The organism is Campylobacter suis (genome assembly GCF_905120475.1).
Lineage (GTDB): Bacteria > Campylobacterota > Campylobacteria > Campylobacterales > Campylobacteraceae > Campylobacter_A > Campylobacter_A suis.
Genome location: NZ_CAJHOE010000002.1, coordinates 189,118 through 207,693 on the forward strand (window position 1 = coordinate 189,118; position 18,576 = coordinate 207,693).

At 35.5% G+C, this 18,576-nt stretch carries 28 protein-coding genes; 1 reads left to right on the top strand and 27 read right to left on the bottom strand.

Annotation, left to right across the window (positions count from 1 at the left end; all coding sequences use genetic code 11):
• Positions 1 to 127 precede the first annotated feature (127 nt).
• From LQV35_RS05875 to LQV35_RS05940, 14 genes are read right to left on the bottom strand one after another with little or no spacing between them, the layout of a single operon-like run.
• Complete coding sequence (locus tag LQV35_RS05875) at positions 128 to 499, bottom strand: hypothetical protein (protein ID WP_230056939.1); 372 nt, start codon at positions 497 to 499, stop codon at positions 128 to 130.
• Positions 492 to 770 (bottom strand): hypothetical protein, encoded by a 279-nt coding sequence (locus LQV35_RS05880; protein WP_230056940.1) that lies wholly within the window; start codon positions 768 to 770, stop codon positions 492 to 494. The genes LQV35_RS05875 and LQV35_RS05880 overlap by 8 nt, the downstream gene beginning before the upstream one ends.
• A complete protein-coding gene (locus LQV35_RS05885) occupies positions 763 to 1,137 on the bottom strand; it encodes a hypothetical protein (RefSeq protein ID WP_230056941.1) in 375 nt (124 codons plus the stop codon). Before LQV35_RS05885 ends, LQV35_RS05880 begins: the two co-directional genes overlap by 8 nt.
• Position 1,138: 1 nt before the next feature.
• The gene (locus LQV35_RS05890) at positions 1,139 to 1,471 is read right to left on the bottom strand and encodes a DUF1353 domain-containing protein (protein WP_230056942.1); all 333 of its coding nucleotides are present in this window, start codon (positions 1,469 to 1,471) and stop codon (positions 1,139 to 1,141) included.
• A complete protein-coding gene (locus LQV35_RS05895; protein ID WP_230056943.1) occupies positions 1,465 to 1,959 on the bottom strand; it encodes a DUF4376 domain-containing protein in 495 nt (164 codons plus the stop codon). Before LQV35_RS05895 ends, LQV35_RS05890 begins: the two co-directional genes overlap by 7 nt.
• A gap of 11 nt (positions 1,960 to 1,970) precedes the next feature.
• Positions 1,971 to 2,933 (bottom strand): phage tail protein, encoded by a 963-nt coding sequence (locus LQV35_RS05900; protein ID WP_230056944.1) that lies wholly within the window; start codon positions 2,931 to 2,933, stop codon positions 1,971 to 1,973.
• Positions 2,930 to 3,538: a phage tail protein gene (locus tag LQV35_RS05905; RefSeq protein ID WP_230056945.1), complete on the bottom strand. Its 609-nt coding sequence runs from the start codon at positions 3,536 to 3,538 to the stop codon at positions 2,930 to 2,932. Before LQV35_RS05905 ends, LQV35_RS05900 begins: the two co-directional genes overlap by 4 nt.
• A complete protein-coding gene (locus LQV35_RS05910; protein ID WP_230056946.1) occupies positions 3,531 to 4,571 on the bottom strand; it encodes a baseplate J/gp47 family protein in 1,041 nt (346 codons plus the stop codon). Before LQV35_RS05910 ends, LQV35_RS05905 begins: the two co-directional genes overlap by 8 nt.
• Positions 4,568 to 4,861 (bottom strand): GPW/gp25 family protein, encoded by a 294-nt coding sequence (locus LQV35_RS05915; protein ID WP_230056947.1) that lies wholly within the window; start codon positions 4,859 to 4,861, stop codon positions 4,568 to 4,570. Before LQV35_RS05915 ends, LQV35_RS05910 begins: the two co-directional genes overlap by 4 nt.
• A 42-nt stretch (positions 4,862 to 4,903) precedes the next feature.
• Complete coding sequence (locus tag LQV35_RS05920) at positions 4,904 to 5,827, bottom strand: phage late control D family protein (RefSeq protein WP_230056948.1); 924 nt, start codon at positions 5,825 to 5,827, stop codon at positions 4,904 to 4,906.
• Positions 5,818 to 6,021: a tail protein X gene (locus LQV35_RS05925; RefSeq protein ID WP_230056949.1), complete on the bottom strand. Its 204-nt coding sequence runs from the start codon at positions 6,019 to 6,021 to the stop codon at positions 5,818 to 5,820. The genes LQV35_RS05920 and LQV35_RS05925 overlap by 10 nt, the downstream gene beginning before the upstream one ends.
• A complete protein-coding gene (locus LQV35_RS05930) occupies positions 6,018 to 6,476 on the bottom strand; it encodes a hypothetical protein (RefSeq protein ID WP_230056950.1) in 459 nt (152 codons plus the stop codon). The genes LQV35_RS05925 and LQV35_RS05930 overlap by 4 nt, the downstream gene beginning before the upstream one ends.
• Positions 6,469 to 6,843, bottom strand: coding sequence for a hypothetical protein (locus LQV35_RS05935; RefSeq protein WP_230056951.1), 375 nt, complete (start codon positions 6,841 to 6,843; stop codon positions 6,469 to 6,471). The genes LQV35_RS05930 and LQV35_RS05935 overlap by 8 nt, the downstream gene beginning before the upstream one ends.
• Positions 6,844 to 6,851: 8 nt before the next feature.
• On the bottom strand, positions 6,852 to 9,116 hold the full coding sequence (locus tag LQV35_RS05940) for a phage tail tape measure protein (RefSeq protein WP_230056952.1): 2,265 nt from the start codon (positions 9,114 to 9,116) through the stop codon (positions 6,852 to 6,854).
• Between the two features lie 62 nt (positions 9,117 to 9,178).
• On the opposite strand from LQV35_RS05940, the gene LQV35_RS05945 reads away from it, so the two are divergent.
• A complete protein-coding gene (locus LQV35_RS05945) occupies positions 9,179 to 9,340 on the top strand; it encodes a hypothetical protein (protein WP_230056953.1) in 162 nt (53 codons plus the stop codon).
• 85 nt (positions 9,341 to 9,425) lie between these two features.
• Here LQV35_RS05945 and LQV35_RS05950 read toward each other — a convergent pair whose 3' ends face one another.
• The 13 genes from LQV35_RS05950 to LQV35_RS06010 all read right to left on the bottom strand — a co-directional run bounded on the left by LQV35_RS05950 (position 9,426) and on the right by LQV35_RS06010 (position 18,575).
• Positions 9,426 to 9,686: a hypothetical protein gene (locus LQV35_RS05950; protein ID WP_230056954.1), complete on the bottom strand. Its 261-nt coding sequence runs from the start codon at positions 9,684 to 9,686 to the stop codon at positions 9,426 to 9,428.
• Between the two features lie 9 nt (positions 9,687 to 9,695).
• Positions 9,696 to 10,196 carry a phage major tail tube protein gene (locus LQV35_RS05955; protein ID WP_230056955.1) on the bottom strand — a complete coding sequence of 167 codons (501 nt, stop codon included), beginning with the start codon at positions 10,194 to 10,196 and terminating at the stop codon, positions 9,696 to 9,698.
• Positions 10,197 to 10,224: 28 nt separating this feature from the next.
• Positions 10,225 to 11,316, bottom strand: a complete 1,092-nt coding sequence (locus tag LQV35_RS05960; protein ID WP_230056956.1) for a phage tail sheath protein — start codon at positions 11,314 to 11,316, stop codon at positions 10,225 to 10,227.
• 75 nt (positions 11,317 to 11,391) lie between these two features.
• Positions 11,392 to 11,991 (bottom strand): phage baseplate assembly protein V, encoded by a 600-nt coding sequence (locus LQV35_RS05965; protein ID WP_230056957.1) that lies wholly within the window; start codon positions 11,989 to 11,991, stop codon positions 11,392 to 11,394.
• Positions 11,991 to 12,422, bottom strand: a complete 432-nt coding sequence (locus LQV35_RS05970; protein ID WP_230056958.1) for a hypothetical protein — start codon at positions 12,420 to 12,422, stop codon at positions 11,991 to 11,993. Before LQV35_RS05970 ends, LQV35_RS05965 begins: the two co-directional genes overlap by 1 nt.
• Positions 12,422 to 12,709 carry a hypothetical protein gene (locus LQV35_RS05975; RefSeq protein WP_230056959.1) on the bottom strand — a complete coding sequence of 96 codons (288 nt, stop codon included), beginning with the start codon at positions 12,707 to 12,709 and terminating at the stop codon, positions 12,422 to 12,424. The genes LQV35_RS05970 and LQV35_RS05975 overlap by 1 nt, the downstream gene beginning before the upstream one ends.
• Positions 12,706 to 12,900: a hypothetical protein gene (locus LQV35_RS05980; protein WP_230056960.1), complete on the bottom strand. Its 195-nt coding sequence runs from the start codon at positions 12,898 to 12,900 to the stop codon at positions 12,706 to 12,708. The genes LQV35_RS05975 and LQV35_RS05980 overlap by 4 nt, the downstream gene beginning before the upstream one ends.
• Positions 12,901 to 12,910: 10 nt before the next feature.
• Complete coding sequence (locus tag LQV35_RS05985) at positions 12,911 to 14,596, bottom strand: phage major capsid protein (RefSeq protein ID WP_230056961.1); 1,686 nt, start codon at positions 14,594 to 14,596, stop codon at positions 12,911 to 12,913.
• Positions 14,586 to 15,965 carry a phage portal protein gene (locus LQV35_RS05990; protein WP_230056962.1) on the bottom strand — a complete coding sequence of 460 codons (1,380 nt, stop codon included), beginning with the start codon at positions 15,963 to 15,965 and terminating at the stop codon, positions 14,586 to 14,588. Before LQV35_RS05990 ends, LQV35_RS05985 begins: the two co-directional genes overlap by 11 nt.
• The gene (locus LQV35_RS05995; protein WP_230056963.1) at positions 15,965 to 16,195 is read right to left on the bottom strand and encodes a hypothetical protein; all 231 of its coding nucleotides are present in this window, start codon (positions 16,193 to 16,195) and stop codon (positions 15,965 to 15,967) included. The genes LQV35_RS05990 and LQV35_RS05995 overlap by 1 nt, the downstream gene beginning before the upstream one ends.
• Positions 16,196 to 16,228: 33 nt before the next feature.
• Positions 16,229 to 16,681 carry a hypothetical protein gene (locus tag LQV35_RS06000; RefSeq protein ID WP_230056964.1) on the bottom strand — a complete coding sequence of 151 codons (453 nt, stop codon included), beginning with the start codon at positions 16,679 to 16,681 and terminating at the stop codon, positions 16,229 to 16,231.
• Positions 16,678 to 16,884, bottom strand: a complete 207-nt coding sequence (locus LQV35_RS06005) for a hypothetical protein (RefSeq protein WP_230056965.1) — start codon at positions 16,882 to 16,884, stop codon at positions 16,678 to 16,680. The genes LQV35_RS06000 and LQV35_RS06005 overlap by 4 nt, the downstream gene beginning before the upstream one ends.
• Positions 16,881 to 18,575, bottom strand: coding sequence for a phage terminase large subunit family protein (locus LQV35_RS06010; RefSeq protein WP_230056966.1), 1,695 nt, complete (start codon positions 18,573 to 18,575; stop codon positions 16,881 to 16,883). Before LQV35_RS06010 ends, LQV35_RS06005 begins: the two co-directional genes overlap by 4 nt.
• Position 18,576: the final 1 nt, after the last annotated feature.

An 18,576-nucleotide genomic window follows, 5' to 3' on the forward strand; every position in this document is an offset into this window, starting at 1 on the left:
ACTCTTGATGACTATTATACTACTTTGTGGTATTGTAGTCAAGGCTTATTAAGCCTAGCCCCTTTTTTGGGGCTTCAAGCAGTTACAGCCCCTCTAGCCCTTAAATCTCTCTTGTCTCCTTTCTGTTTTATTCATCATCTAAATTCCTTGGCATAGGCGGTATCTTGTTATAATCATCATATGTAGGGTAATCTTTATTTGAGCTCTCTATTTTAGACTTGATAAGTTTATCCACCGTCTCATTAGCCCAGTTTGCTCCACGCCATGCAAAAAAGCCACCGACTGCAAGACACATACTATTGTCATGTATAAAGTAAAATGCCACTTCATAGGCTATCCAGCATAAAAACATTGAACCAAATACACCAGTTATGATATTTAGTATATTGTGTGTTATGCTCTTTTTTGGGTCGGCTAAATTTAACATCCCGCCTATAAAACCAACAAGCAGCACTCCAACAAGTGGCTTATCTTTGCTCCACTCTAAAAACTCATTCATATTTTACACACTCTAAAAGTATTTTTTCACAAGTTTCAAAGTATTGCATAAGCTCTTTTGCTGTATTTAGGTCGTTAGTGTCAAATATCGGCTTTTGTGGGAGTTTTGCTTCGCACTTAACTGGCACCATAACCTCTTGATACTGTGTTTTTGTTATAGTGGTTTTAGCGCAACCAGTAAAAAGGATTATTAACAAAAATAGTATCACTATAAAAACTATCTTTCTAACGCCTTGCCTTTTTTGATAAAGTATAAGTTTCTCTTCACTCATTGCTTACTCCTTTAAATAAACTCTCATAAAAATCTAGCCTTGTTTGACAATCGCTACTATCTGATGGGATATGCATATTTGCATATTTTCTTTTTATGTCTTTGTTTATTTTTTCTAGTTTACTTTTTTCTATGCTTAAGCTATTAATTGCCTTATTTTGCAAACTAATTTTTGCATTACACTCATTTAAATTTGCGTCTTTTAGCTCTGTTTGTGCTGTTTGAACAATTAGCTGTGTTTGTGTATCTTTTAGCTTTTCATCTAGTTTAGATATGCTAGCTTGCAGACTTTTTATATAAATAAAAACAACACCACCCAGTACAGCTAAAACAATACCAACAACAGTTTGAGCTTTAAAATTTAACATATCAAACCCCATATCTTATTTTATGATACACCCTGCAAGAGTAGTAAAATATCATAGTTTTTAAATAACTACACCCTAAAGCACTCATCATCTCTTTTAGATACTCATCAGCTTTTCTATACTGCTCCAGCTCACAAAGCCAGTCATGCATCACTACCGCGCTTAGATATTCAGGTGAATTTGGCGGAAAGATAGACCAAAAAAGGCGTGGGACATTTGCGCCGTTAGTCTTAAAGCCTTTTGGTACGATAATGTCTTTATAAACATACTCAGACATTAGCTCGAATTTGTCTTTTTCGACTGGCTTTAAAATAGGTCTATTTATCTTTACCATTTTATAGCCTCTATCTGCTCTTTACTAGTTGCTTCATTTATGGCTTGCTCTAAAGCCCATTTTTTTTCGTATTGTTTAAAGCCCTCTGCAATGATAGCTGTTTGTATGGCTTTTAACTCTGCTAGGCTAGTAAGGCGAGAGGTGTTGTCGTATAGCCTGAATGTGATATTATCCTGACTCGTGTTTGCTAGCAGTGTTATCATCGAAGCTACATTTTCTGCGTGTATTCGTCCGCAATCAACTACAATGCCTAGTGGTTCGATACTTAGTCCGCCGTCAAGGTTTTCTAAATTTCTATTAAAAGCACTTAAAATTTCAGCCTTTTTAAGCTCTTTTAGTTCATTAAGGCTTGGTTCATTTAGCTCGTTTAACTCTTTTTTATTTAGCGGTGTTAGATTGTGCTTTACTATAAACTCATTTAGTATATCTTGGCTTACGTCGTCATCGTAAGCGTAAATTTTATTCTCTTTATTTTTAAAATATTTCATTGTGTTATCCTTTACCTTAGTTCTAACCATTTCACTATTTTGTTGTGATTGCTAGCAATGTAGCTAGCCCCTACAGGAACCAGAAAGAAAATGCTATTATGACCCACGGGGTCATTCCCTAAAAAATTGTCTATTATATGGTTTCCTCCTATTGACACTTCAGGCGTCCCCTTTCCGTAGATAATGACAGCTATAGGTCTGCCTGTTGTATTTGTGTAGGTTATGTTTGCTTGCCTCTCTTCCGTCATATCCTGCCAAGTTTGGTTTACGCCTATACTAGCATTTACATCAACATAATCTTTAACGGCTTTCTCAGTTACCGCTGTATCTTCAGCGTTGCCTGATATTGTGTTTTTTAACTTTGTTATACCTGCTTTTGTTTCGGTGGCTATTTGAATTTCTTGGCTTAATTCGTTTTTTAATAAATACTCACTTGCTTCTCTGCCATTAAGTAGTGTGCTATCAGCGGCTTTACCTTTTATGGGCAGAAATTTGGTGTATAGCTCGGTATTTAGCTTTTTTATCTCATCTTTTACATAGTTTCTGGTGGCTAAAACGACATTATTGTCAACTTTTAGCGTTATATTTGTTCCGTTATCGATTTGTAGATAAAATTTAATAGTTATATCCTTTGCCGAACCCTCCGCCATAAGTGGCTTATAGCTTTGCGGTATCTCACCCACTGCAAAGAGCTCATCAGTATCAGTATAAATGCCAACTTTGCGGATATAAAAGCCTCCAACATCAGAGGTTATCACCCCCTCACAAATTAGCACATTTTTATCACTCTCGCTTTGTGTTATGCTATTTATGCTAAATTTATGCCTCTCATTTTGCAAACTCTGCATATCTTGGCTTATCTCTGCACTATCATCACTTACGCTCATCTTGCTTAAAATTATCTGCTCATTATTTGCAGTAGCTTTTATAAGTTTATTAAGTCCTATGGTTGTTAAAATGCTAAAATACTTCACGCACTTACTCCTTTTAAATCTAGTTTTACAGTTATTATCTCATCTTGTTTTATGCTGCTATGAGCAAAAAACTCACTCTTTACACTAAGGCTAGTTAATATAAACGGATATACCTCTATACTCTCGCCACTGGCTACATAAGAGCTGGTGTTTAAATTTGCTTTGCTTGATATGATGATGGATGCTCCATCATATACACTTCTAACATTTTTATAGGCATTTACTATCTCATCTGTTTTTTCTAAGGCTTCTTTGCTTAGGCTCTTTTGGCTAGTTTCTAGGTTTAGTTTAAAATGATATGGCTTACCATCATAATCAAACCACTCTAAAACCTTGCTATCATCATAAAATGCTTTTAGGGCTTTGTTTAGGCTGTAAAGAGTCCCCTCCAAAAAGTAGTTTTTGATAGGCTCAGATAAAAGCGGCTTAACCTCATCATCGCTTAGCCCCTTATCAAGGTCAAAAGTATGTGCCAAAAAGGCAAGGTTTATCTCACTTGGCTTATAAAAATATCTCTCATCAAATCTTAGCCACTCATCATACTTAGCACTCATTACCTCATCAACTCTAAAAAGCTCATCATTATAGGCTTTAAGGTTAAGCATGATTTGCCTTTGTGATTATTAGCGAGTTTAGCACTAAAATTTCATCACGATTTGGGGTGGGGATTTGGCTTTTTACTTCGACTACTCTTACATTTTCATCAAAAGCTACATCTATGATTTTGCTTTGATGTAGGCTCTGGGCGATTTGTAAAGTGCTAAAAAGCTCTTTTATCTTCGCGTTTGCATTTGCTAAAATTTCACTAAACATAAAATCCGCCATAGGTGTTACTTCGATATTTAAATCAACGCTTATTTTTCTAGCTTCTTTTATGCGCACATCATCGGTTAGTGGGACTTTATCACTTAGAGCTTCGCTAATCTTAGATATTGCGATTTGTGTCTCATAATCACTTAGAAAAACTACCTGCACCACACCAGGGCTTAGATGATAGACATTTGCTTTTTTAATGCCCTGGGTGTTTAAAATATGAAATAGATAACTTTTTGCACTTCCAGCCGTGCTAAAGCGGTGCAAAGCTAGTAAAAATCTACGCCTTAGCTCCTCGTCACTCTCTCTTGCTTTAAATCCACTAAAAGGCTTAGTTTGCGTGATGTTTGATATATAGATATTTGGCACTTCTTGGATAGTGGTTTCGTAGTTTTGCTTAAAGTAGCTGTCAGCTTCGATTTTTACCTTTGCTTTATCTGCAATGCTTATACTTTGCATTAAATAGGCGTTATGACCTTTGCCGTCGGTAAATTTAGCCCCTTTGGGTAAAAAGGTTGGCGAATTTACGCTGATTTCAAGCTCAGCGATAGGCTTAATCTCATCATGCCTAGTAATGCCGATAAGTGCCACAAGCTCATCAAGATAATCGCCTGTGCTAAAATTTATATAATTTTGGCTAATGCGAATGTTTAAAAGCTCGATGAAATTGTTAAGGCGGTATAAAAATATGTCTGTAAGCGTTACATAATCATCGCCAATAAGCGGTATGTAGTCAAGCTTTCCGCTTTTTTGCCTAAACTCGCTTAAAATACTTTCTCGCTCTTTTTCGATGTCAAGTGGTTTTATAAAATTTGGCACTTTCATATTTCTAGCCTTGTGATACTTTTTGCGCCACTTTGTTTAAGCGTGTATGATAGAGTGATGTCTAATTTACCGCTACTATCATTTTTAAAATTTAATCCATCAAGCTCTATGCGTGGCTCATAAGTTTTAATCTGCGATATAATTTCTTGCTTTAGCTCGCTCAACAAATTCAAACTCATTTGCTTATCTACCACTCTTACCATTCCAAAAGTTGGCTGGAGTGTTTTTGTTGTGCGCGTAGTGGTTAATATTCGTTTTAAATTTTCATCTATACTTATTTGGTAACTCATAGGGATATTTTAGAATTTTAGAGCCTTTATTTTTACGGCGTATTAGAAAAACTCAATATCACTAATCCAAGTAGTAGAAATTTTGTGTGATATTTTTTTGATGATAAATTTCATCGTTTTATTTGTATCGCTAAAATATACATTTAAATAAGCTCCTGCAAAAAATGGCTCACCTACTATTTGCATATTCCCTTTTATTTCTGAATTTTTTTGATTTCCTAGTTTTGAATTGGCAAGCTTCAAGGCTTCATTTTTACTATCTTGCAAGCTGACTAGCTTTAATGTCGGCTCATCGCTACCAACCCGTACCGTTTCATCTTTGCCAGTTTTTGTATTATGCCATGTTACCTCGCAACTTTTATAACCGCTTGAAGTTTGGATTAATTCGTAGCTTAATGATATGGCATCATCGGCATTGTACTCATAGGTTAATCTATTTTTATTTTTGTTCCTATCAAAAAAAATAAAAGTATTATTTTTTACACTAAAGCTTAAATTTAAATCTTTTGCTATTTTATGCAAAAACGCAACATCGCTTAAATCGTGTTGTTCCAGCGTTACAATTTCGCTACTTCTGTCAAAATCAATTTTAGTGTTGTAGTTGTTTTCTTTTGCTATTTGCGATATGATTTCGTGATAGCTTTTTTCTAAAAAGGTTCTATTTTTCTTGGTTTTAAAATCTTTTGTAAAATCAGCCGAAATAGCCTCTATCTCAATTGTTTTTTTATAGTTAAATTTTATACCAACTATGATAAATTTCCCTAAAAAGTTATCATTTACATAAATTTCTATCGTGTCTTTTGCTCGTGGTCTTGGCGTATTATATTCAAGCGTAATATTTAATCTATCCGCTTCATCGCCCTCGTTATCATCTATGTTTATACTAACCCAAGGCATAAGGGCTGTCTTATCTTTGCCATTATACAGGATTTTAACCTGTGGTTTATGAAAACTAGCTACTCCCATAAATAGCTCACTTTTTTATCTGGTTTTGGTATATTTGGTAATTTTATTACATCGCCACCTTTGATGGGGCGAGTTAGTAAATGTTCGTTTTCTCGTAAAAATTCAGCATAAATTTCAGTCTCAATCGAGCCATAAAATTTAAAGCATATTGCGTCTAGTTGCTCGTCATCTTTTGCTATGTAGGTATCATTCACTTTTGTAATTCCTCAATTAAAATTTTTGTCGCTGTTTTTTGAAGCTCTTCTGTAAATTCTAAGGCTAATTCATCGAGATTTGCAACTTTTTGCAGGTAGTAATAATCTCTGCCATCTATTTTGCCACTTGCCACCGTAAATCCACTGATGGCCTTTGGTTTGCTTGCAATAAAGAATTTTCCCCCAGTTTTTCGATTTGCTCTTATACCATAGCCTTTATTGTAAGGTCTTGCCCCATCTTTTAGCATAAAAGGTGTTATCATTTTATTTGTGGCTGTTATTTGCACCCTTAAATTCATAGCACTAGCCCTATGCCTTTTTAATCTGTTTGTTTTTAGATGTTTTGGTTTTACTGCTACTTTTTGTAAAATAGCTTTGCGTTGCTCTTTTGCTACTTGGGCAAGTGTAGCGTTTAAAGCCCTTGCAAAGCTTTTTGAAATAGCATTTTTATCCATTTATAATTGTCCCATTTATATGCAGTGTTTTTGTATAATACCAAACCCCATTAAGATTTGTTTTTATAAAGTTATCCACGCTCTGGCTTAAATTTGTAATAAAAATATCGTTATAAACACAAAGGTCAAAGGCTGAAATTTTAAGTGGCTTTGCCTGTTTTATAAGATTTTCAAAACCTATAAAATCGTTCATATTATCAAGCAAAATTTTGGCTTCAAAGCTAATATTTTCTTCATACCCACCCATGTGTGTATAGACTGGCTTTGTTATGGTCTGTGTTTTTTCTAAATTTACATTTAATACCTTTGTTAGCCCTTGGATATTGTTTGTTACTTGAAAAATGTATTTATCTATTGAAATTATCACTTTTTCTCCTAATCCGTAAATGCGTAGCTTCTATTCTCTACCGCCCTTGCTACTTCTTGCGGAGTAGCGGTGGTATTTTGCATGTAAATATTAACAGTCTTATTGTCGTTTATAGTTCTTTTATCTGTATTTTGGTTCTGGGTTTTTGTTATTTCATCTATTGTGCCTTTTGTTGTTTGTATTTGAGTTTTATCATTGCCCCAGCTAAAAGGGTTATACCAATTTCTTTCTTTCCCGTCCCCTATACCCAAAGTATCTTTTACCCCATTAATAGCCTTGTCAATAGATAGCTCATCAACCCATTTTATAGCTTCTTTTATGCCCTCTATAACAGCCGTTATGGCTTTTAACACTAATTCAAGCGGAGTGAGGATAAAACCTATTGCTTTACCTACAACTTCACCAAAACGCTCTCCTGCTTTAGTTGCCTCTTTTAATTCTTTGCTTGTTTTTTCACTACCACCAAAAAGAGTATTAAAAAGTGCCTTTGTTGTTTCTATGAGCGGACTAAAAATTTTAGTTATAGGCTCTAACTCCTTTTTTAGTCCATCAAAGAAACCACTAAAAAAAGCTTTTACCTTTTGCCAATTTGCAACAACATAACTAGCCGCCACCCCAAGTGCTACAACTACCGCTCCGATGCCTGTGCTAATGAGCGCAAGTCGTAAAATTTTAAATACTCCCGCCATACTAAAACTTGCACTTTTCATAAGTGCCATAGCTTTTACATAACCTGCGCTTACTACTCCCCAAAGTGCCATAGTTTTTTGTGCGATAATATTTTTTAAATTCATAAAGCTTAATTTACTAGCTACATCCTGGCAAGATATGCCAAATTTTAAGAGCCACCCACAGCCACCACTAGTAACTAGCGTAAAAGCCGATGATGCTATCTTAGCAGCTAATATTGCCGTGCGGTAGGCAAAAATAGCACCTATTGTATAACCTAAAACTTCTACCAATCGTTTATGCTCACTAACAAAAACAGCTACTTTATTAATCGCTCCAGCCACTGCCTCAAAAGCCTTGCTCACAATTGGCAAAAAGATATTTCCTATCGTAATACCTAACCGCTCAAAACTTGACTTTAAAAGTTGTAATTTATTTTCGGCGGTATTGGAGCGGTTTGCAAATTCTTTTTGAACTGAATTTTGGTAGTTTTGCACATCGCCTACCTCTTTTAATGTTTTTTTATATACATCAAGAGAGCCGACAAGTGTCGCAATGTCATCATTATAGTTTCTGCCTATCGCATTGGTTAGAAGCTCCATTTGTTTTTGTGGGTCTAATTTTTTAATCTGTTCTAAAAAAAATATAACTGCCCTTTGTGCATCTTTTTTAAGACCATTGGCAAAATCTTTAGCGTCTATGCCAACATGTTTAAAAAGTTCTAACATCTGTTTATTTGGCGCATTTAGTCGCTCTAACAAAGCACCTGCTGCATTTGAAGCAGTTGAGGCATCTTTACCAAGAGATATAAAAGTAGAAGCCAAAGCGGACGCTTGCTCCCCTGTAAGCCCTACCATTTTAGCAGTTCCGCCCAGTCCTTGCTTTAATGTATCCATTATCTCAGACGCCTTACTTGCACTATTATCACTTAGGTGGTTTATGCTATCCATCAAAGAAGCCGTTTGGTCTAAATTTAGCCGTAAGATGTTTGAGATTTTACCGATGTTTTCACCAGCACTCTCGGCACTTATGCCATATGCTACGGCTACTTTTGCCGCCATTTGAGTGTATTGCAAAAGGTCTTTTTTGGCAATTCCCATTTGTCCGCCACCTGCTGTTATTTCAGTAAGGGCTTTAGCGCTCATCGGTATTGTTTTTGTTAATTTTAAAATTTCATTTGAAAACTCTTTTAATTCCTCTGGAGTTTCAAAATCAACAACCTTTTTAACATCAGCCATAGCACTTTCAAAAGACATAGCTGCGCTTATGGGTGCTTGTAAGGTTTTGAAAGCACCAAAAGCAGCTAAAATATCCACCTTGAGCTTTTCGATATTATTTCTTGCTTCATCCATTTTTAGCTTTAAATTTGCCGTTGTGGCTACTTTTATTTGTCTTTTTAATCTATCTAGTTCTGGCTTAAAATTATGGGGTTGTAGTGTAGGGTTAAACTTCACATCATCAAGTGCCTTTTTATAGGCTGTATGTGCCGCCTTTAGGCTTTTGTTTAGGCTTTCGCTTAGCGTATATTGACTTTTATTAATCCTAGACAGGATATTGTCAAGTCCTTTAAGCTCAAGTGCAAAGGTTAAAGTCTGTTTTGACATTTTTAAAATCCTTTTAAATTTAAAATGCTAAAATCTTATTAATACACCACAAAGGGGGCAAAATGCAAGTTATAAACTCTTTTTTTAGCATTATAGGATGCATTTTTTGCCTATTTGTTTGTGCCGTTGATTTGTTTGTTATGGCTATAATATACATTGTCATCTTTGGCACTTTTGGCATTTTTATCTATGCTTTAATCACTAGCCTTTTTGCTACTTCATAAAACTCCGCAAACTCGCCATAATTCATTTTTAAAATATCGCTGAAGCTAAAATGTAGGGCATAGCCTATTAAAGCTATACCCTCAGTTAGTTTTTTATTTCAAGCGTTCCGCTTAGTTTCGCGACAACCTCACTAAGCCCTGATAACTCATTAATTGGCAAGTCATTTAAAAAAGCCTCATCCATTTCGCCCTTACTCATATCCACTAAAAGCTTAATAAGTTTTTCCATATCGTCTTTGCTTTTTTCTGAGTTTCTTATCTGCCCTAGTGTAGGGGCATAAAGCACAACTTCTTGCCCATCTGAAAATTTGTAAGTCTCTTTTTGTTTTTCTATTCTTTGTAGCATTTTAAACCTTTAAAGTATGTTTTTGCGTATTTTTTCATATAAATCTACACCGCCAACCATATGAATTGCATTTTCTACATCGTAAATCACCGCAGGGGCGTCGTTTATATCATATTTTACAAAAGTGCAAGCAATTTCAAGTTTTAAAACGGCTTCTGCGTTCATCTCAAATTTAGGCGTTTCAAGCACCTTAACATTGCCTGTAAATGTAGCTGTTATTTTGGTGTGTTCGCCGTGCTGTGCTGTAAGGTTTTTCTTGATGTAAAAAACCTGTGGTATATTCGTGTTTAGCGTTGCAAAATAAAGCATATTGACATTATTTACTTCAAGGGTGCAAGTAAGCGGCTTTAAGGTTGGCAAAACAAGTTCATATTTGCCGATTGCCGTGCCTGTTTCAAGTGTTTCAAACTCAAATTTTGGCAATTCTGCGCTTTTGAGTTCGCCAAGTTTGCCGATACCATCGATAAATAAATTCCCGCCAGTTATGGCCTGCGCTGTTAGTGCTGACATTGTAATTCCTTTTTTGTTTTATTCATTTTTAAAGCTCTTCAATCAATACCTGCGAATACGCATCAACTCTATAAATGCGGTTTGTGATATTTTTAATAAGTGGCATTTCTTGAACTTCATGTTTGATGTAAATTTTACCTGCGGCTATGGTTTGGTTATCGTTTAGTTCAGGCGGTATAGTCACATTAAAACCTACCACGACATTATTTGCCGTTAGCCTACGATAAAACGCCTCAAGGCTGTCAACTACATTTTTAAGCACATCTCGCATGCGTTTATCTATGGCGGTTTTTTGAGCTTTAAATATTGTTTCAATTGCTGTATAAAAGATAACATATGTATGCATACTTTTAAAGTCTTCATCTCTGGTTTCTCCGCCCCAAGCTCTAATACCATCATCTGAAATAATAGCTGTTATACCCGCTTCTCTTAATCTATCTGCCTCACAATCCACGCCTTGTATATACTCTACTCTATCAACTATACCTACTACACCAGGGATTACTCTGTTTGAGTAGGTTTGTGAAAAGCCATACTCAGTTTCTGACATCACTTTTGCATAACTTGCTATTAAAAACGCACTAGCTGGGCGGACTACTTTATCGGTTCTAAGTACTTTTTGATAGCTACAAATAGCGGTTTTATATTGAAGCTCATTAACAGCTCTTAACGCCTCTGTTTCGTTTGTAGCTGTTACTTCTATCGCATAAACAGCCCTTAAATACTCGCCTAGCTGTTTTAGTGTTTCATAAACACCAGTATCATTATACTCAGGTGCTAGGATAAACTTTGGCTTTGCCATGACTTGTGCTTCTGCTTTTTTAAGTAGGTTAATTGCTTCAAGACAAGCTTGTTGCGTCTGCTCACTCTCTTCTGTTTTTCTAAAAGCACTTAAAATGATTTGCGAATGCAAACCAGTAGCCTTAAAGTCCTCAAGGGCGTTTTTTATAGTGCCTTCGCCCACAACTTTTAAAGCCTCTTCGATAGTGCTATAAATGCTAAGTCCTACTTCAAGCTGTGTATCATCGCCGACCAGTGCTATGGGGCGTGAGTTTTTAATGTCATAGCCATTCAATGAGCCATTGTATAGCTCAACATTTACACCGTATTTAGCTGGCATATTATTCTCCTATGTGAAATTTTTAATATTTTATGACAAAATATGGATTTTTTTTACGGCGTATTGTGTTAAGTATTATCTAGGCATTGAAGTATAGCCGTCTGTGTCGCTGTGGCTATGCCCTGTTAAATCGCCCCTACTATCGGTTATGCTCCCTGAGACGCTTAAGTTGCCATCTATGCTAAATGTCCCGCTTCCCCCACCGCTTCCGCTGGTGCTTATCGTGCCTTGTATCACAGTATCGCCGATGATTTTTACGGTTGGGCTTTTTATCGTGGTATTAGTCGCACTTAAATTTGCGTTTTTGCAAGTTATGTTTATATCATTTTTTACATTTATGTTTATAGTTTTTGGGTTTAATATTTCAAGTGTTGAGCTTGAGCTATCATAACTTATTATAGTGCCATCTTCATAGGCAGTTATTTGCTTAGTATCGCTTGAACCGCTAGGCTCTTTGTAACTTTGGCAAAAGATAGCCCCCAGTGCAAATTTAGCATTTCCGCTCTCGCACTCTAATAATATAACTTGCTCGCCAACTCTTGGTGGTGTATAGCTTTGCATAAAAGAATTTGCAGGGCTTATGTATGGTATGAGTTTTGTTATAGTCCCTTGATAATTTACTTTTACTAAAGCCTTGCCACTAGCTACTTCACAGATATTACCTAGTTTTATCATTAATAACTCCAAAGCTCTGTATAATAAAGAAATTTTAGCTCAAATTCTGTCTTTAAACTATTATTTTCGCCTGTTTCAAACTCTCTATTTATGCCTACTAATTCTGAGGCATTAAAGCTACTTTTAAAATCTCTTATCGCGCCTAAAACAGCCTTGTTTAATTCACTATCAATAAAGCGCGTTATAACATCAACGCTTATACTTAGCTCGTGTTTTAGCGTTTCGCCTTGCATTTGAATTTCATCGCTGTTATCTCTTATAATAATAATTGGCAAATCTGCGTTTTCATAGGTAAAAGTATCATTGATTAGACAATTTGCAATAGGTTTTAACGCTTTTTGTAAATCATATAAAATTTTATCTCTAAATGCACTTATTTTAGGCTTTGTTTCATCTTGTTTTGGTATATTTAATTCTTCTACCCAATGCATTATATAAGCCTTAAATAAACACGCTTTAACACTTGACTTTCAAGCTCGATTTTACTTATCTCATAGTTTTGGCTTTCACATTCTAGTCTATCACCTACTTTGATATTTGTATCAACTGGTAGTAGAGCCGTAACGCTTTTGCCTGTTGTGCCATTATCAAAAAATATCGGTGTGCTTTTGTTTAACACACCGTATATTTCACTTCCATCATCAAGCCTAAAAACATAACCGCCGTTGTTTAAAATTTTGGCTATGTCTTTTTTGGCTGTATCGATTAAGGATTTCACTTTTTGGTAGCCTTTTTGTTTTTTTGCTCTTCTTCTTTTGTTGGCTCTTCTTCTTTTTCGATTTGTTTAATAGCTCCTATCGTTACAAGCCTTGTGATGTAGTTTCTATCAAAACCACTTAGGTCTAAAATTTCGCCTTGTTTTACATGGTCGTTTCCGACCACGCAGTTATACAATATTTTATATTTCATAGCCTATCCTTTAAGCATTTTTAGATATTACAAAAGCTTTTTCACGAGCAATTTTTGCATCAACTTCTAAAAATACTTCAATCTCAATCGAACCACCACCTATTTGGCGAGGAATAAACTCAAGTTGCCCAAATGTTGCAGCATAAAGCTGTGAAAAATCAGCAAAAATTAACTCACCATCTGCAAGTTTGTTGCACTTAAATGCTTCGTATCCTTGCAAGTCGTTGCCCTCAAGTAGCTTGCGCTCAGTTCCACTTTCTCTTGAAGTGGCACGAAGCTTATTTAAACTTGCACCATTAGCAAAAAATACTGCTCTTGTAGTATCAATTTTGGCGCTATCTAACAGTGTGCTAAATTTTAATGTGCTTTCAAGAGTAGGTGCTGCGATAAATCCATCGTGAGTTTGAACGCCTGAGGTATTAAAAATGCCTTTTATTGGGGTAGTTCCATGAATAAGCGTATCTTCAAGCTTTGAGCGTATTGCGTCACGGAATTTAGAGTAAATGTAGCTTTCTAAATCAATTGCAGACATTAAAAGCATCTTGCGAGTGATAGCAATCCTTGCTGAAAGTGTATGTGAAGATAGCTTGATTGTGTCAAAGTCTAAATTTTGAGGCGTTGCCTGGTCTCCCTCATTTACAAAGTAAGCTTCAAACGCTGAGTTGTCCCGTGGAATTTCGACCTCCTGGCTCAACCCCGTTAGCCAAGTGACTTTATTTAATAGCTCGCTCTCTTGTTTTAAAGCTTCTATTAGCAAATCACTACGATAAGCTCTATCTATGATACTAGTCGCATCAGTAGTTTTAACAGCCGCAAATTTAGCATAAAACTCATCAGGTAATGCGTAGCGACCATTGTCTTGAATAAAGCTATTTTCATAGCCCAAATCTGTTCTTATGCCAGTGCTTGATTTAATAATATTCGCAAGAGAAAACTCACGCTTATCAGTTGCTTTTGGGGCAACATTTATGCTTTCATACTTTGCGCTTTTGCTAAGTTCTGCCATTTGTTTTGAGAAAGCATTAAAGCTAACGCCGTTATTTATGGCTTCTAGCCCTTTTTCGCTTTCACCTAAAATTTGTGCTAGTTCGATGATTTGCTTATTTTCATCGGCTCTTTTTTGTAGCTCTGTATTTTTAGCTGTAAGTTCAGCAACTTCTGGATTTGTTTCTGGGTTCATTTTTACTTCTCCTTGTTTTTGGTTTTTATTAAAATTTGCTATTTTTGCGTTAGGGTCTGCTCCTTGCCAAACTGCACTGAGCTCATAAATTTTGCCATTTGCTATCTCATAATGGCTTACCCCGTCTACACTTAATTTTTCACTTATTTCATAATCGCTCATACCAACTGAAACACTATCACTAAGCCCATTTTTAAATTTTAAAAATGCCTGATAGCTCTCCGGTATATCCTTAAAAAACTCAACTTTTGCTTTAAAACTACCATTTTCAAATTTAACATCAGTAATTTTCCCAAGAGCTGTTTCAAAGCTTACATCGTGGTCTTTGTATAGTGTTTTTGCTTCCCACTGCATGCTTGCCGTATCTACACTTAAATAATAATCCTCTCCAAAAAAAGAGCGTTTATGCATGTTATCTTTTGAAAGAGCAACAAAACTTACACTTAGGGCTTCCTCATCTACAGCGCTTTTCTTTGCGCTAAACTTTAAACCGCCCTCTAGGTCTTTAATTTTCATTTTTGTTCCTTATCTTGTTTATCTCGCTTAGTTTTTGAATAACAATTTTATCGGCATCTAAATCTTTTAAAAAGCTATCCATTTCCACTCCTTTTTCTCGTAAAACTTCACTTATGGTTTTAAACCCATTTTCTATACTGACTTTATTAGCATTAACCTCTTTTGTAGGGTCTATGTACTCCCAGCCTTGAGGCTTGTAGCTAAAAGAGTTTAAAATCTTGCTATGCTCAGCTGGTGTAAAAATTTTAGTTATTGTTGCGCTCTTTAGCCACTCTTTAAAAATTGGCTCGTGAAATTTGCGCCTTAAAAACCCTTGTAATCTTCTAAAGCTGCGCCTTTCACTGGTTACGCCTTGCCTTATAGAGCTATAATTTACCTCTCGCAAATCGCCAGTAAGTGTTGCATAGCTTACACCTAGTCCTCTTGCAACCTCTCTATCTGTCATTTTTAAATAATCTACTATGTTATCGGGCGCATGTGTATCGGCGAATTTTATATCTTCATTTGAGTTTAGATAAGATAGCTCGCCAACAGTTGCTATTTTGTTTTTTACCTCTTCACTTTCGCCATCAAGATTAAATTCTAATAACCCATCATCTGCTTTATTGGTTATAAACCCAGTGATTTCACTCGCAAGTCTGGCTCTATCTCGCTCAGCTTTTAAAAATTTATCCTTGCCATTAATATCCATAACCGCACTTGCTAAGCGAGAAATGCCCCGTCTTTGCTGGGGGATTAGTGTCTTTTTAATATGAATAATGTCATCGGCTGGAATTTTTATCACTTCGTTTAGCTGAGTTTTTATCGTGTTGCCCTCTTTGCGCAAGTAATAAAATAGCGGTTTTAGGCTGTTTTTCTCTCTTTGGATACCACATTTTACATTTTCTTTATCATCTGTGTAGTTACTGTCGATGAGATTGGCGTCTAAAATTTCAATTTTTAGCCCATCGTTACTACGCACAAAATGCACAAATACTTCCCCGTCCCTATAATAGCTAATAAGCGCCATCTCTTCTAAATCTTCAAAATCATAAACCCCATAAGGGCAACAATTACGCTCCCAATCAAAATAAGCTTTTTCGGCTTTTTTATTTAATAATTCATCACTGCTATTTATGCTTAGTGTTAGTCCTTGTTCGCCTAAAATTTCACTAGCTATTGTGTCAAAAAAGCCAGATGTTAGCGAGTTATTAACACTTAGGCTTCGTGCTTGATTTCTAAGTCTTGCACTAGCCAAATCAGGGTCAGTATTTACTCCGAGTGAATAAATTTCACTAGCATTTGCTTCGTTTGGACTAAGGCTATGCCATCTAAAAAAATTAAAAACCCGTTTTTTAGGCTGTTTTTGCTTTTTAAAGATATTTAGCATTAATTACGCCCTCCAAATGTATATTTTAAACCTTTGTTTTTCTTTTGATTTGCTTCTAATATTATTAAAGCTTTCATTTTTCTAAGCTCATTTAAAGCCTCATATGCACTTCGTTTTTCAACCTTGATATTATCTATACTATAGCTTTTTATCTCAATGCCATCATTTAGATTTTTTACAATATTTTCGGTTTCTTTATCAATTAAAAATATTCGCTCTTTTATATCCATAAAGTGATTTTATGAAATTTGTGGGGTAATTTTTTACGGCGTATTGTATTTTTTATAAATTTTACTATCTTTTAGCTCGTGCAAGATATTTTCTATCTCTTCGTTTATTGCATCTTCGCTTTGTGCGCTTAGGTCTATTTTTAGCTTTAAGCGGTTTGTGAGATTGTAAAGTCTATTTGATACGGTTGATGCAATATCATCAAGCTCTTTTTCTATTTGCTCAATACTTACTATCTCGTTTTTTAGTTTTTTTAGTTCTATCTCTTTGATTTGTGCTAATTTATCCTCTTTTTTTGCCCTTGCTTCTGTTAAGTCTGTGGTTTCACTAGCAAGAGCAACCTTATAATCAATATACGCAGCAATATTTTTACTATCATCAAATTCTCCCCTTTTTTCTTTAGTTAAAATCTCATCACTTACCAACTGATTAATTCGCCTAGGAGTAAGTCCTAAAAGCCGAGCAAGTTCATTTATACCAACTGTCATTGCTCTAACTCTTTAATGTAGTTTATATCTTCTTCGGTTATCCCATCAAAATTTTGCCAAAATTCATCTATGATAATGTCAGCCACATGACTTATTCTAATGTCCATTTTTTCGCTTAATATTTTAAGTTTAACCGCATTTATTGTAGATAAATTTAGCTCTTGCCTTGAACGCATCCCATAAAGTGCTTTTTTGTTTTTCAAAATTTTACCTTTTTAGTTACGATTTTAGCCCCAGCCAAAGCTAGAACACTAATGTCTAATGCCTCATTTCTCTCTCTGATTTTTACCCACTGAAGTTTTTCATACCCGTTTTTATTTTTTAGCTTTTGTAGTTTTTCTGCATTTAATTGAGCAAAAAACTCACGCGTATATCCCTTCCCATAGTGAAAATACCCACTTCCTGCCTCTTTAATTTTAAGCAATCTCATCAATTCGCTTTTGCCTTTATAAGTGCCCACACGCATAAAATAGCAACCATTTTTTATTTTTTTAATAGGGTTAATAAAGTCTTCTCTGTTTATTCCCTCGTTTGCGCCCTTTGTAGCAAGTAGCCTTTTACTGGTAGCACAAAACTTATAAACTCTTTCTGTATTAAAGCCACTATCAACAAGCCCAAGCATAAGGGTTAATTCCTTGCCATTTGAAAGAGTAAATTTTTTATGTAAATATTTAAAGGCTTCTGCCCAAACTTCTTCTTGGTCAGTGTTGCCATGAATTTGTTTATACTCGATATTAAATGCTTCAAAACCGCTAGCCCAACCAATAAAATTGATTTCTATGCGGTTTGCTTGAATATCTACCCCAGCAGTTATAAATTTTACACACTCAGGTACATTTTGGCTGTCGTACGGTTCTATACGGTCGAATAATTCATCACTATTTAGACTAATAGTCGGCGGCTCAAATCCGCGAGCCTCAATCGTATTTATAAAAGTTTGGAGCTTGCTTTGGTCATCTTTGCTTTCATACCAGTCTCTTACAATGTCTTGCATTGAGAAGAATGGGCTATAAAAAGCATTTAAGAAAAACCCAGCTGTCTTTGCACTGGGGTTTGTTGCCACCCACTCACCACTTGCTACGGCTCTATTTTTTTCGCTTTCACTAAGTAAAGCACCACAATCAGCACATGTATAGCGCACACTTTCAAAAATAGGTTTATTATCCTTGTCTTTTTCCCAAACTACATGAGAAAAATCCAAAGTTTGAGAATACCCACAGTGAGGGCATTTAATAAAAAAATAACGCTTATCGCTTAGCTCAAATTCGCTTAAAATTTGTGAACTATCTTTTAGTGTAGGGGTAGAGCTTATAACAATTTTACGCTGTGAAAATGTTACAGTTCTTTTTTCGGCTAGTTTTATTGCACTTCCCTCTTTTGTGTTTTCGCATCTATCGGCTTCATCAATAAGTAAAATTTTAATAGGTTTTGATGCTAGTTTACTTACTGAGTTTGACCCAACAAGTGCAAGATTTCCGCCACTAAAATTTTTAATTAAAATTGTATTGTTCGCATCGTTTGCATTGATTAATTCTTTTAGAGCCTCACAATCTCTAATCATAGGAGCTAAACGCCTTTTTGAATAATCTTCTGCGTCATTTTCATTAGGAAGCATAAATAAAATTGTGCTTGGTTCTTGATGTATAAAATAACCTATGGCATTATTTATCATTTCCGATTTCCCAAGTTGAGAGGCAAAAAGTAAAACGACCTTTGCGCGACGCGTGTTGCTGATTTCATCCATTGGTTCTTTTTGATAAGCAAAAGCTTTAAATTTACCGTATTGAGCGGAGCTTTCACGACTTAGCACTCTGTGATTTTCACTCCACTGTGTAAGTGTCATTTTCTTCTTAACAAAGATAGATTTAGCAAAAATCTTAGATAAAATACCCATT